General features: G+C 34.9%; 15 protein-coding genes and 1 riboswitch. Of the genes, 5 read left to right on the top strand and 10 right to left on the bottom strand.

Annotation, left to right across the window (positions count from 1 at the left end; translation table 11 throughout):
* Positions 1 to 197 precede the first annotated feature (197 nt).
* Positions 198 to 440: a DNA alkylation repair protein gene (locus KHA93_RS07130; protein WP_213110106.1), complete on the bottom strand. Its 243-nt coding sequence runs from the start codon at positions 438 to 440 to the stop codon at positions 198 to 200.
* Between the two features lie 485 nt (positions 441 to 925).
* Between KHA93_RS07130 and KHA93_RS07125 the strand changes: the two genes are divergently transcribed.
* Positions 926 to 1,636, top strand: coding sequence for a CAP domain-containing protein (locus KHA93_RS07125; protein ID WP_213110105.1), 711 nt, complete (start codon positions 926 to 928; stop codon positions 1,634 to 1,636).
* A 39-nt stretch (positions 1,637 to 1,675) separates the two neighbouring features.
* On the opposite strand, the gene KHA93_RS07120 is transcribed toward KHA93_RS07125, so the two are convergent.
* Both KHA93_RS07120 and KHA93_RS07115 read right to left on the bottom strand, forming a co-directional pair.
* Positions 1,676 to 3,043 carry an MATE family efflux transporter gene (locus KHA93_RS07120; RefSeq protein WP_213110104.1) on the bottom strand — a complete coding sequence of 456 codons (1,368 nt, stop codon included), beginning with the start codon at positions 3,041 to 3,043 and terminating at the stop codon, positions 1,676 to 1,678.
* 75 nt (positions 3,044 to 3,118) lie between these two features.
* Positions 3,119 to 3,682 (bottom strand): GNAT family N-acetyltransferase, encoded by a 564-nt coding sequence (locus KHA93_RS07115; protein WP_213110103.1) that lies wholly within the window; start codon positions 3,680 to 3,682, stop codon positions 3,119 to 3,121.
* A gap of 325 nt (positions 3,683 to 4,007) precedes the next feature.
* Here KHA93_RS07115 and KHA93_RS07110 point away from each other — a divergent pair, with 325 nt between their 5' ends.
* Positions 4,008 to 4,370 (top strand): DUF4870 domain-containing protein, encoded by a 363-nt coding sequence (locus tag KHA93_RS07110; RefSeq protein WP_233711076.1) that lies wholly within the window; start codon positions 4,008 to 4,010, stop codon positions 4,368 to 4,370.
* Positions 4,371 to 4,434: 64 nt separating this feature from the next.
* Complete coding sequence (locus KHA93_RS07105; protein WP_213110102.1) at positions 4,435 to 5,148, top strand: hypothetical protein; 714 nt, start codon at positions 4,435 to 4,437, stop codon at positions 5,146 to 5,148.
* Here the strand turns inward: KHA93_RS07105 and KHA93_RS07100 are convergent, their stop codons facing one another.
* Positions 5,149 to 6,990, bottom strand: a complete 1,842-nt coding sequence (locus KHA93_RS07100) for a DNA ligase D (RefSeq protein ID WP_213110101.1) — start codon at positions 6,988 to 6,990, stop codon at positions 5,149 to 5,151.
* A gap of 104 nt (positions 6,991 to 7,094) precedes the next feature.
* On the opposite strand from KHA93_RS07100, the gene ku reads away from it, so the two are divergent.
* Both ku and KHA93_RS07090 read left to right on the top strand, forming a co-directional pair.
* Positions 7,095 to 7,919, top strand: a complete 825-nt coding sequence (ku, locus tag KHA93_RS07095; protein ID WP_213112809.1) for a non-homologous end joining protein Ku — start codon at positions 7,095 to 7,097, stop codon at positions 7,917 to 7,919.
* Between the two features lie 546 nt (positions 7,920 to 8,465).
* The gene (locus KHA93_RS07090; protein ID WP_144919921.1) at positions 8,466 to 8,666 is read left to right on the top strand and encodes a cold-shock protein; all 201 of its coding nucleotides are present in this window, start codon (positions 8,466 to 8,468) and stop codon (positions 8,664 to 8,666) included.
* 48 nt (positions 8,667 to 8,714) lie between these two features.
* Here KHA93_RS07090 and KHA93_RS07085 read toward each other — a convergent pair whose 3' ends face one another.
* The 6 genes from KHA93_RS07085 to KHA93_RS07065 form a co-directional block, all read right to left on the bottom strand.
* Positions 8,715 to 9,716: a ribonucleotide-diphosphate reductase subunit beta gene (locus tag KHA93_RS07085; RefSeq protein WP_233711421.1), complete on the bottom strand. Its 1,002-nt coding sequence runs from the start codon at positions 9,714 to 9,716 to the stop codon at positions 8,715 to 8,717.
* 14 nt (positions 9,717 to 9,730) lie between these two features.
* Positions 9,731 to 10,171, bottom strand: coding sequence for a flavodoxin (locus tag KHA93_RS07080; RefSeq protein WP_213112808.1), 441 nt, complete (start codon positions 10,169 to 10,171; stop codon positions 9,731 to 9,733).
* Positions 10,159 to 12,423 (bottom strand): ribonucleoside-diphosphate reductase subunit alpha, encoded by a 2,265-nt coding sequence (locus tag KHA93_RS07075; RefSeq protein WP_213110099.1) that lies wholly within the window; start codon positions 12,421 to 12,423, stop codon positions 10,159 to 10,161. Before KHA93_RS07075 ends, KHA93_RS07080 begins: the two co-directional genes overlap by 13 nt.
* A 199-nt stretch (positions 12,424 to 12,622) precedes the next feature.
* Positions 12,623 to 12,818: riboswitch (cobalamin riboswitch) on the bottom strand.
* Positions 12,819 to 12,912: 94 nt separating this feature from the next.
* Positions 12,913 to 13,152 carry a hypothetical protein gene (locus tag KHA93_RS23165; RefSeq protein WP_233711075.1) on the bottom strand — a complete coding sequence of 80 codons (240 nt, stop codon included), beginning with the start codon at positions 13,150 to 13,152 and terminating at the stop codon, positions 12,913 to 12,915.
* Positions 13,124 to 13,396: a hypothetical protein gene (locus tag KHA93_RS23160; RefSeq protein ID WP_233711074.1), complete on the bottom strand. Its 273-nt coding sequence runs from the start codon at positions 13,394 to 13,396 to the stop codon at positions 13,124 to 13,126. The genes KHA93_RS23165 and KHA93_RS23160 overlap by 29 nt, the downstream gene beginning before the upstream one ends.
* Positions 13,397 to 13,414: 18 nt before the next feature.
* A complete protein-coding gene (locus tag KHA93_RS07065) occupies positions 13,415 to 13,912 on the bottom strand; it encodes a hypothetical protein (RefSeq protein ID WP_349772266.1) in 498 nt (165 codons plus the stop codon).
* Between the last annotated feature and the right edge of the window lie 65 nt (positions 13,913 to 13,977).

Genomic DNA, 13,977 nt, shown 5'->3' with positions numbered 1-13,977 from the left:
CTTCTTTTTTTGGATGTGGTAAAAGTTCATAATAAATTTTGCTGCACATGCTGATTGAGTGGAAGGTAAGTCAGAAAAATGGGTTATGGGAGTTCTACCAGGCGTGTCCAAGCGTCGAAGAGGTTTTCTGAATCGCCACCAAAGTCAGCATCTGGAGGGGTATCATTTATGAATATATTTCCATCAGTGTTTTTTTCTTATCGTTCAGCAAATTTAATAAATGTTCTTTCATCCTCAATTAAACCGCAGGAGCCGCATTGGATTCTTCTTTCTGGACCGTTATAAGCGGTATGAAATGGTCCAGCTTCTGTAGCATTTTCATATCTTTCTATCGTTTCTCCCGTCGAAGGATCCAATTTTACAGGGTACGCATTTTGTTCAATAATATTGAAGCGAGAACGATTGGTTTTACAATTAGGACAGCAATATCTAGTACTCATAAAGTCCTCCTACTGTAATTTTTATTATTAGGATTAACCAACATCGTTCAATTTATTATTATTTTTTTGTTTCTTGATTTCATGTTGATAGGAGCGCAATGCTAGAGACTCGTGAGAAAGTAAACCTCTTGATTGAAATAATCTACATCCAGTTTTATAATGCTTTTTATGTAAGACGATAAGAAATAACTGAAACATAATTGTAACATTAGTAATAAATGAAGGTTTTTAAAAAGTTGTCAATATGAACTTTCTTGAAGTTAATGGTAAATAAAGATAATGATTGGTAAAAGTCCTAATGTAAGCCATGAAGAAGATAAATAAGAAAAGGTGCTAGAATATTAGATTGATAGAAAAAATGAATGAAAATAATTTTTATATATATTTGAAAATGCTCTTTGGCAATTCCTCCCTAAAATATTACACAGAAACGTATGTTAATATTAACTTGCAAACGAAATGAGAGATTAAGGGAGGAAAAAGAAATGAAAAAACTAGTCATTTCCACTGTTGCAGCAGCAGCACTTATCGCAGCACCTTTTACAACTGGAAAAGCCGATGCAGCAGGCTTTCAACCTGTAAATACAAAAGTAGTTTACTATCAAGCTAATCTATCAGATTACCAAGATTTGAACAAATTATTGAGCCAATATAATATAGATTTGAACCAATTTTTTAACTATCAACCAGCACCACCAAGTAAGCAACAACCTGTAAAAAAACCGGCTCCAGCTCAACCTGCACAAAAGCCAGTTCAGCAAAAACCAGCTCAAAAACCTGCACAACAATCAAAACCTGCAGCACAAGCAAACTCTCAATTAAATGCTTTTGAGCAGCAAGTCGTTGATTTGACAAACCAAGAAAGAGCTAAATATGGTCTTTCCCCACTTAAAGTGGATATTGAATTAAGTAAAGTTGCAAGAGAGAAATCAAGAGATATGTCTGTAAATCACTATTTCGACCATACGAGCCCAACATACGGATCACCATTTGATATGATGAAGAAATTTGGCATCACATATCGTTCTGCTGGTGAAAACATTGCAATGGGACAACAAACTCCTCAAGAAGTAGTAAGAGCTTGGATGAACAGTGAAGGTCACCGTGCAAACATCTTAAATAGCAGCTACACTCATATTGGTGTGGGATATGTTGCTAACGGTAACTACTGGACACAACAATTCATTGGAAAATAATAATAAAGGAAAAAGCGAACTCGTAACTTAACTACTAGGTTACGCAAGTTCGCTTTTTTGTATTCTCAAATGCTTTCTCTGCACATACATTAATCGAGAAGAAAGTGTAATAGCACCAATCGCCAGGCCAGCTATTAAGCCGAGCCAATATCCAAAAGGACCTAATTCCGTTTTTGTTGCCAACATATAACCTAGCGGGAGTCCAATGACCCAAAAAGATATTAATGCCATAATAAACGTTACATTAACGTCTTTATATCCGCGAAGTGCCCCTTGAATTGGAGCAAGGATCGCATCAGATAACTGAAAAAACACTCCATAGAGCAAAAACTGCGATGTTAAAACGACAACATCAACATTATTACTATAGAAATACGCAACATTACTTCTAAAAATAAATAGGAGTGTACCTGTTAACAAAGAAATCGTAATTCCGCCAGCAATACCGAGAAAGCTATAAAGTCTTGCATCTTTAAATCTTTTCGCTCCGGATTCAAAACCAACTAATATTGTTAGTGCCATTGAAATACTAAGAGGGATCATATAAATGAACGAGGAAAAATTCAATGCAGCTTGGTGAGCCGCAATTACTTTCGTTCCGAAACCACTCATGAACAAAGTAACTGCAGAAAAAATACTCGTTTCAATAAAAATGGATAACCCAATTGGTACTCCTAGGGAAAATATTTCTTTCCATTTACTAAATGAAATCTTAGGGAATGAATGAAATATTTTATAATCAATAAACGGTTTCTTTTTATGAATGATCCATATTGCAATAAATGTAATGATCCAATAAGTAGCAGCTGACGCTATACCCGCTCCTACTCCACCCAGTGCAGGGAATCCAAGTTTTCCAAAAATCAAAATATAGTTTAGTGTCACATTGATTGGCAGAGATAACAATGTAACGATCATCGTAACTCTCGTTTTGCCTAATGCGTCAATATAAGAGCGTAAAACGTTGTACACAAAGAGAGGAATAATACCAAAGCTTAGTGAAATTAAGTAATATTTTGCGACTTTTCGAACATCATTTTCTAAATTCATTCCATTTAACAATGGATTCAAAATAAAGAATCCAATGATAATAATGAAAATAGCTAAGGTAATTCCGGCATATACCCCTTGCATAACAGAAAAAGGCACTTTATCTTTTTTATTGGAACCAACTAAATGAGCAACAATTGGTGTAACTGATAATAGAATGCCGCTAAGCCCCGTGTTAATAGGTACCCAGAATGATGACCCTACCGCAACTCCGGCTAAATGGTTAGCAGAATATTTTCCAGTCATCATAATATCGAAAAAACTCATTGAAAACATCGCTAGTTGAGTGATTAAAATTGGAATAAAAATAATCCACAGTTGCTGTATTTTTTCTTTTATTGTAAATGTTTGTTTCATGTATAAACCTCAATGATCAATGTAATATAAATCATTATAGCATATAAAAAAACAGTCGGTTATCCTAACCGACTGTTATGCTTCAAGGGGTTGTAGTTCTGCTTGTTCAGAAACCTGCCTCATATAATTCATCGTAAATAAGTCTTTTGGAATCTCATATAAATCATAAATATACTCATCTTTATTTAGTTGTTGAAAAATTAATGGACGTGTATCATTAGCTCTTACTGTATAAGGTAGCTTTTCTGCAGCTTTTCGTGAACGGATATTTATTTGACGTATTCTCATAAATATCGTCGCTATGTCTTTTTCAAAAAATACTTCTTGAAAAAAAGCTTCCTTTGCCAAACTATTAAAGCCTTTACCGTGGTATGGCTTTCCAATCCACGTTCCCAGAAATCCTGCTTGGTCTTTAATATCGAATAAACTTATGGTCCCGATTGGATTTTCCCATTCGTCAAGAATTGTTCTTGAAATCAATTCACCGCGTTCTTCTGCTTCGATCGTTTGTTTCGTCATAAACATAAATTCTTCGAATGAATAAGCTTTTTGCCGTACGAAAGGGAAGACATCCGGGTGCGTCATTAGTTCGAATAAAACATGACATTCATGCCCATTCAATTCACGCTTTTTGAGCATTTTAACCCCTCCATTTGGGCAGTCCCGTATTATCGTTCCTACCCTCGAAATTTTTTAAAATTGCATAAAAAATTTCGGGGTGGGAATCGAACCCACTAGAACCTTCCGTACTTCGGACAGGTGGCGCACCATTTGCCTTCCCTCAATTATGAGCTGTATTTTATTTTTGTTTTTCTAATGACATCATACAATAAAAAAACACTATTTGAAAATAGTAAATTTCATCTTTTTAGTGACTTTTTTCTATGTAATTTGACAGCATTCTGTTAATATAAAAAATAGTAAAAACAATATGAAACTTTTTTTCTCTTAAAGCGTATATTTTATGAAAACGAATGAAGAAGAAGGAGAGAGAAGAATGGGAGATCAAAACGAAAGAATATTTGCCGCAGCCATATATATAACTAGTTTTTTTTCAACGTTCATTGGCCCCTTAATTATTTGGCTGTTGAAGAAGGATGAATCATCTCTTGTCGATTTCCACGGAAGGGAATATTTGAACTTTTTAATATCTTATACCTTATATTTAATCGGTGCAGGAATACTGTGCATAGTGCTAATTGGATTTCTTCTTTTGCCTATTATTGGGCTACTGATGACCATTTTTACAATCATTGGTGCCATCAAAGCTTTCGATGGGCAAGCTTATAAAATTCCTTTCACGATTCAGTTTTTAAAGAACGTGTGAGACAAGCATATCCCTGTCCGCCGTGTCATATAATGATGTCACACGGCAGATCAGGGGGAGCCACATGAATATTAAAGATTATTATACAGGCATGTCCCGTTTATATAGTCATCAAACCATATTGTCTACGATTGTGTTTATTATCGTAATATTACCTAGCATCAAAGTTACACAATTTTTCCCTGCGATTGGTGCGGGGATTTTTGTGTTGATATTAATGATGAATTTTTTCCTGAAATATTTATATTTTTCTTTTAAAAGCAATTCTTTACCTAGTCCTAAAATATTAAATCAGCAGAGCTCCACACTATTTATGATTATGCCAACTCCTGTTTCTACGTATAATTGGAAATTATATACTGGAAATGGGCTTTGCAGGTATTCCGCTATGGAAGTAAAAGGTAAAGAAAAGAAAATAAACAAACAGCCTGGTAAAATATTTAGGGTAATGGACCATGAAAAAAATGTTTTATGGACTATTCATATAGATAAGCAAGCTATAAAAGTATTTTCCAACGATCAAAGCCTAGTTTTTAACGCTGCGAAAATAGATAAAAAAGAATTTTGGGCTAATAATGGGAGAGATCGTTATCAAATTAATAAAATTGCATATCATTGTGTTGTCAAAAAAAATGGAAGAAAAATCATGTCTGTTTCTCAAGGGATTATGCCATTGAGACTACAAAAACTATTTTCTTCTAGTACCCCTATGGTTATTTTGGATTCGAACATAAAAGAGTACGAGCGAACTATATGTTTAGCAATTTTTTTACTATGATCACAAAAGTCTTCCTTCTTTTATCATTTGCAAGGTTTCCGAAAATGGCTGGTTTTCCTTAGAAGAAAAAAAAGCTGAAAAAGGATCGCCCAATTTGTTCATTCTTTCAGTGACATTTTTAATCGTAAAATTAGCTGGATTAAGATGATCATTGATTTCATGCCAAAATATCGGTGCAGCTATGAGACCTTTCGAATGGTTTCGAACAGAATAAGGGGCAACAATTGTTTTTCCTTCTGCATGTTGAATATAATCGAAATAGAGCTTGCCGTTTCGGTTCTTCTTTAATCTCTCAATCGTAAAAGAAGTTGGATCATAAGTGATCATAAACTGTGCAACAAATTCTGTGAACATGCGTGTCTCTTCCCAAGTGAATGTGTCATTTGGAAGAGGTATATATACTTGCATCCCTTTATTTCCTGATAACTTTACAAATGATGTCAATGAAAAAGAATCAAGAACCTTTTTTAATATTAATGATGCTTTGATTGCTAAATGAAATTCCTCACGAGACGGAGGATCTAAATCAAAGACAATTTCACTTACATATTGACTATTGAATGTTCGGAAAGGAATATGAAATTCGATGGCAAGCTGGTTTCCTAGCCACATTAGTGTATTCAAATCATTACAAACAATCATCTCGTTAGATTCATGAAAATAGGAATCCACATATTCTGGAGCGGATTCAGGTCGATTTTTTTGATAAAAAGACTCGCCAAATTCACCATGTGGGGAACGAATTAACGTTAACGGACGATTTTTTAAAAATGGCAACATCATGGGGGAGCATTTTCGTAAATAACGTAGGAAATCTAATTTAGTAACGGAATCTTGCTGCCACAGAATTTTTTCAGGATGAGTAATGGTTATTTCTTTCGGAAAAGCTGCATCAGTGATTAAAAATTGTTCATACGTACAATCACTTGGATGTAGGTCAAAACGGATTACGTTGAAATAAGGTTCTCTTAACTGCTGTTCACCATTCCATTCAATATAATAGAGATCAATACAAATGCTGGGGTGAATATAAAATATATCACCCTTTTTATTTTGAGAATTTCCAATAATTGTGTTCCTCAAAGCTGACTTCGTTTCCGCATCTATCCCATTAATAAAATTACCTAATGAGAAAATGTCATGATCTTTGTACACGCCAACATAAAAAAAACCGTTGCTTTGATCATATGCTGTAAGAAAACAACTGACCGTTTTCCAATTTTTAATCTTAATCCAAGAAGTTGTTCGTTTTCCTGCTTCCCATAAACTATTTGCCTTTTTAGCAACAATTCCTTCACTCATCGAACTTTTCATCGTTTCATAAATGGATTGATAATGTTGGATAGGCGGTATGTATTGAATAGTTGATTCAACACCCACAGCAGGATTTAATGAAAAACCAAATTGCTTGCATATAGATAAAAGCATTTCTTTTCTTTTCGTATAGGGAATATTTTTTGTTGTAACTCCATTTTTAGATAAAAGATCAAAAACTAAGTATTTTGCTGGTCTTATTAGTGAAGCTTCTTCTATTTTTTGTTTAGTTTTCATTCTTCCTCTAATCTGGAGTTGTCCAAAATTAGCCTTATGCTCATTTTCCAGTAATGTTATTTCTCCATCTAAAATTAGAGGTAGTATATCAGAAACTTCATCTTGTTTATCATTCAAAAATCTTTTCAATTCAGGAAATTGAGGCAATAAATCGTTCCCGTTTCGACTCCATAAAAAGCTATTATCTTTTGTCCATTCCAGCATGCCACGAAAACCATCGTATTTAATTTCATAAAGCCAATCTCCATGTTTTGGAGGAAGAAAACTTAAAGTAGGAAGCATTGGTTTCATATCAAGTTACACCTCATATAAGTAAATATCCACATCATGTATTCTATGCGAATGTATTTTTTTCATTAGTATAAACTATGGAAAATCATGATAGAGGTGAGAATATGCATACGATGTGGAAAGGTAGTATTAGTTTCGGCCTTGTAAATATTCCTATAAAGCTTCATGCTGCAATAGAAGATAAAGATGTTAAGTTTCGTTCACTTCATGAAAAATGCCACACTCCGATAAAATATGAAAAAATCTGCCCTTCATGTGAACGAGAATTAGACATAAAGGAAATTGTAAAAGGATATGAAATATCAAAAGGACAATTTGTCATTGTCGAAGAAGACGAATTGCAGGAGCTTAGCAATGCAACAGGGGAAAAGGCAGTGGAAATGATTGATTTTATTAAATTGAATGAAATTGATCCAATTTATTTCAACCGCAGCTATTATATGTCTCCGGATGGGGGAGGAGTCAAAGCATACGGACTACTACGAAAAGCATTGACATTATCAGAAAAAGTAGGAATCGCTAAAATAATGATTCGCTCAAAAGAGCAATTGGCCGTTATCCGAGTATATAAAGATACACTAGTAATGGAAACGATTCATTATCCGGATGAAGTTCGAAAAGCTTCGGATGTACCTAATGTACCAGTGGAGGATCAAGTTACAAAGAAAGAAATAGATACGGCTATCTTATTAATTGATCAATTAACGACTACTTTTCAACCCGAAAATTACGAGGATGAATATAGAAATAAAGTGTTACAATTAATAGAAGCAAAACGCAATGGAAAGGAACTTGTAACGGTAAAAGAGAAAGAAACTGCTGCACCAATGACTGATTTAATGGCGGCTCTACAAGCTTCTATTGATAGAACAAAGCCAGTTTCTAAACAGCCTGCAAAACGAAAAAGAGCTACAAAGAAAGAAGCATAATTTATATAAAAATTAAAAAATTTATATATGTTTAAAGCTAAATTAAATGGGTAAAATAGATAAAGTTAATTTATGCTTTTGGTAGCAGCATTAGTTTAAGAGGTCGATTAAAGCCTTGAGGCATCGGACTTTTTGACGAAAAAAGACGAAAAAAGATTTTGCCCATTTTCTTGCTTTTTATATATATCTCATGTATGATTAGGTTAACTTATTAGTTATAATATCTAGTAATAGATATGGAATCCTTTTTCTCCAATGGTTGAATAGATCTAACCATTGTTTGATTAATACAAATCTCACTGGCACGGTCTTGGAACCGTAAGGACGGGAGAGAGGAAGGGCTTTCGTTGTTTTGAATTATGTAAGATCATTTCGTTTTATCCTGTATTACCTAGTTATTTAATAGTAATGAATATGTATGGAGTTAAATTCACATGTTATAATGAATATCTACTCCTTATTGTGGGTATTGCTTATAATATGTGAATTTTTATTTACACCGTAAATATGAGTAACATATTAAAAAATTTTTGGAGGTTTTTACGCATGGCAACAGGTACAGTAAAATGGTTTAACAGTGAAAAAGGATTCGGCTTCATCGAAGTTGAAGGCGGAAACGACGTATTCGTTCACTTCAGCGCTATTCAAGGAGAAGGTTACAAAACTCTTGACGAAGGTCAACAAGTTGAATTTGAAATCGTTGAAGGACAACGTGGACCACAAGCAGAAAACGTTGTTAAACTATAATAAGTTCACAAACAAAAACTGCCTCTAGGGGCAGTTTTTTAGTTTTTATTACAACTCATCGAATCCATTCAAGTCACTCGTTTTTGTATATTGACGTGATTTTTGTTCGAAGAAATCTGTTTTAGTATCATCGAAATTATCTACATAAGCACGAATCCATTTCATTGGATTATCTGTATAGTCTTCGTATATATCACTTAACCCCAGAAGTCTAAGCATTTTATTGGCACGATATTTAATATATCCTTCCATCTCTACTAAATCGATGCCGTCAATTTCACCGAGTACATACCTGCTCCAAATTGTTTCTTGTTCAACTGAATGTCTAAACTGATCATATACCCAATCCGTAAACTCTTTTGTGTTGTACTCTGGGTTTTCAGCAAGCGTGGCTCGGAACAAGTCACTAATAAATCGACCGTGCTGTAGTTCATCTCGATTAATATAAGAGATCATCGTCGAAGTACCAACCATTTTTTGATTTCGTGCAAGGTTATAAAAGAAAGCAAATCCAGAATAAAAGAATAGTCCTTCGAGAAGGGAAGTATAAACCGTCGCTTTTAATACATTTAAAATGCTTGGATTTGCCGCGAATTCATTGTAAACTTCCATGATGCGTTCGTTTCGTTTTAATAGAATCTCGTCTTTACGTCCAGTTTCAAATGATTCATTTTGTTCAATCAAATTTGTTACAGAAGAGAGTACATACGCATAGCTATGATTATGTTCACTTTCCTGATCTGCTATAGTAGCCATGATCGATTTTACAGATGGATCAGTTGAGTAGTGGGATATTCTAGCTGCTATATCTGTTTGTGGTCCGTCTAAAGTTGCAAGCAGACCAATAATTTTTAAAAATGCGTTTCTTTCCTCATTGGATAGGTTCGGAAACTGTTTTATATCCGCAGACATATCGACTTCACTCGCACGCCAGAAAAGTGCCCGAATTTGTTCACGATGATTGTAAAAATGAGGGTAAGCAAGATCATTCCAATTAAGTATCCCACTCGCTTTTCCACCAAAAAGTGCTGTTGATTTGTTTGGATTCATTGGTTCTAAAATAACTACTTTATCAAGTACAGTTGACAATGTTTAATAACTCCTTTCGTCCAAGCTATCACTTTTGATTCTTGAGATCCTCTTGGACTTTGTTCAATTTTTAATGGTTCGTACGATGAATTGTAAAATTTTGCTAGTTTTTCAACTGCATTGCAAAATAAATAATCACCGCCAAATTGTGTATCTCCCGTTCCAAAAACATAAACGTGGGGAGGCTTATAGCCAATCTCATATACGAAGTCTTTCACATCATTTGGTGTTGCACCTTTAGCCCATGTAAAGGAACCGATCATCATAACATCAAAAAGGGAGGGATCTGGAATCTGTCCAGTCCCAATCCTATATAGCTTGATATCATATTGCTCTTTCATTAACGTTTCTGCAATCAATTCTGCTGTTTCTTTCGTATTTCCGCTAAAACTTGCATAACAAATTAAGACTCGCACCACTCACATTCCTCAATGTCCGAAGCAGTGGAACGGACGTAGTATGTTGTTTTTAATCCTGAATCCCATGCTTGTAAATGTAAATCGAGCATTACCTGTGCTTTAATATGATTTGGCACATAGAAATTAAATGAAATCGACTGATCGATATGACGTTGTCTCGCCGCATTTTGTAAAATAGACCAGCGCTGATCTACGATGTAAGCTGAACGTCGATAAATATCATACGTATTGTGATCCAAATTTGGAGCAACAACAGGTAGCTTATAATCTTTCTTTTCCTCATGGTAGAACGGTTTGAAAATTGGGTCGATGCTAGCAGTAGATCCAGCGATGACTGAAGTACTGGAATTTGGAGCGACAGCCATTAAATAGCCGTTCCTTAAACCGTTTTCGCCAACTTCTTTCATTAATTGCTTCCAATCATCCTTCTTTTCACCTTCTATATATCCACGCTGTTTGAAATAATCTCCTGTTTGCCAATCGCTGCCAGTAAATTTAGAGTATGAGCCTTTTTCTTTCGCTAATTCTACACTAGCTTTAATGGATAAAAAGGAGATGCGTTCATATAATTCATCTGCAAAATTTACCGCATCTTGGGATTCCCATTTAATTTTTTTCAGTGCCAACAGGTGATGCCAGCCAAAAGTACCCAATCCAATCGCTCTATATTTTTTGTTTGTGATCGTCGCTTGCTTTACGTCAATCGTATTTAAGTCAATTACATTATCAAGCATTCTAACTTGAATAGGAATAAGACGTTCTAAAACATCCTCCGGTACAGCCTTCCCAAGATTAATGGAAGAGAGGTTGCACACAACAAAATCGCCTGCTTTTTTATATGTGATGATTGTATCGCCATCTACTGTTTCGTCATATTGAATAGTAGGGGACATATTTTGCATGATTTCTGTACACAAATTACTTGAATATATCATCCCTACATGTTTATTTGGATTTTTTCTATTTACTTCATCACGATAAAACATAAATGGTGTTCCAGTTTCAAGCTGTGATTTCATAATTCTGGCCATGATTTTTATCGCAGGTATTTTTGTTTTACTTAATGAGTTATGTTGGACACATTCTTCATATTTTTCTCTAAAAGAACCTTGTCCTTTTTTCTCATCATAAAAATCTTCAAGAGCATATCCCATTACATTTTTAACTTCATGAGGGTCAAATAAGTACCAATCGCCGCGTCTTTCCACTTGTTCCATGAAAAGGTCCGGTAAGCATACTCCTGTAAAAATATCATGTGCTCTTTGTCTCTCATCTCCGTTGTTCAACTTCAAATCCAAAAATGATAATATATCTGCATGCCAAACATCTAAATAAACAGCAATGGCGCCTTTTCTACGACCAAGTTGATCAACACTAACTGCTGTATTATTTAGTTGTTTAATCCAAGGAATACAACCAGATGACGCACCTTTAAATCCTTTTATGGAACTGCCGCGACTTCTGACTTTCCCCATATAAACACCAATACCACCACCATCTTTGGAAAGCCTTGCTACATCGGTATTACTGTTATAAATACCCATTAATGAATCCTCAACAGTATCGATAAAACAACTCGATAACTGTCCGTGGGCAAGGCCAGCATTCGCTAAGGTAGGAGTTGCGACGGTCATATATAGATTAGATAGCGCCCAGTAGCTTTCCGCAACTAAGTGCGAACGTTGGCTCGTTGGCTCGTCTTGCATCAGATGCATTGCAATAACAAGCCAACGTTCTTGCGGAAGTTCGTATGTATTTTTTTCATGATCGGTTGCAAGATACCTTGTGGCTAATGTATGCAATCCAATGTAATCAAATAGTAAGTCACGATCTGGCTCTATTAAATTGGATAACTCGATAATTTCTTCTCTACTATATTTTTCTAATATATTAGGAGAATAAATGCCTTTACCAGCTAGTGTTTTTAATAGACCATAAAAATCTCCATATTTTAGTTCTTTATCGTAAGAACGGTTTACGCTTGCATTATTATACAAGCTTTGAAGATAGATTTTAGCAGCATCAAAAGTCCATTGTGTGTTGACCTCATCAACATTTTCCAATGCGGTTTTGATAAGAAGGGAGGTAATGTGCTCTGCCTTATATTCATCTCTTGCTTCTATACTTCTATAGATTTTTTCGTTGAATTCATTTGAATTAATCGACGTAACTCGTTTTATAAAGCCCTCTAATCGCTTTCTATCAAATGCTAATGATCGATTTCCTTGTTCTTTCGATATCGTTGTCATTTCATTCACCTTTCTTTTTTCATAATGACTTTGTTAAACTAGTATAGGCTTCTATCGACATAGATGAAAAATCAACTATATGCTTTAACAAAGCCTTGAAAATAAAAAAATCCGCTCAGGAATGGAGCGGATCAAACGATAGGAAAATGGAAAAAACATGTTTTCACTATCGTTTCATCTTCCCAATCCCCGAAGAATTGAAACTCAGACAAGTAAGGCAGGTCTCCTGACTTATGCATCATCCTAGTAGGGTCCTTCCCGTACCGAAGCCGTGAAGCAAATCGATACAGTGGCATTTCCCTTTCGTACGCATTTACAGTTGCGGGGACAGTTCCGGTCTTTCACCAGATTCCCTTTTAAGCCCTGAATGGGCACCTTCACTCGTTGCAATTCAATATATAGTATTAAAATTTAATATAGGTACTAAATATAGTATCGATATTGATAATAGCATGTGAGTTTGAGAATATCAACTATAAAATAATAGGATTAATACATAGACATATCCTGAATGATGGTAAAGTTTATATGATCAAAAGCTTCTTTACCAAAAAATTCTTGTGCTTTTTTTTCTAATTCGATTAACATGATGTCATTTTCAGACAGAGTTTCCCTAATTTGATTTATGATAACTAGGGAACTTTCACCTGATATTTGCTTTGCGATTCGTTCGAGAAGAATTTTAGCATCTACTGAAAATTTAGGGGCAAAACTTTGACACATCACCATATTCTGTCGTCAATGCTCTACGAACTCCTCCTCTAACACCCGCGTAGCCATATGATATTTCAGAAACGGCACGATAAAAAAGTATCATTCCATCTGCATGACTGGATTCAGGGTTTAATCTTAGTTCGCTTACGAGTGAACATAAGTGTTGAACGACTAATTTTGCAGATTCCATTGTTTGCCACCAGGCAAATAAGCGTTTTTGTTCCTCCTCACTTAATTTCATCGGTCGAAAGTCAGACATTTTTACACCCCCATTATTTTAAAGGCGAGGAATTGCTTGGATATTTTTTATTTTTGAACGAATCACTTTCCATTCTGAACCGAGGAGAATTTTGCCTAACCTATTTGTTTCGTTAATTGTTTCAGTAATTTGCTGATTTAATATTCGACTTTGTTCAACTAAATGATAAACATCCGGAGAGGCTCGTTTTACGGCAAGTTCGAAATTTGGACTTAATTGCTTTGCGCTTATTCTCAACGTATCAAGATCAAGAACAAGCATTTCCTTAGGAAAAGGAAAGATTTCACCTTTACATAACCTGTTAATCGTTCCATGAACAGAATCAAAGCCATAACCGATATCAGCAACTGAAGCATGGTACGGATTAAGACCAGGAGCAGTACGTATCGAAGGAACTTTACGAAATCCAGTTGTAATAGAACAAACTACTTCTTTTGCAGCCATGCCATTTTCTATAGCATTAGCAATCTTTTCTAGAAGAGCATGTTCGTTCTCTCCAATTAACTTATATTTCACCTATTTCTCTCTCCTTTTGGTTATAGTTATTACGATAAAATATTCAAAGATAAGTTGTACTAATT

This window comes from Lederbergia citrisecunda (assembly GCF_018343695.1).
Classification (GTDB): Bacteria; Bacillota; Bacilli; order Bacillales; family Bacillaceae_C; genus Lederbergia; species Lederbergia citrisecunda.
The sequence above is the reverse complement of the archived record's forward strand: the minus strand, read 5'-3'. Positions and strand labels throughout refer to the sequence as shown.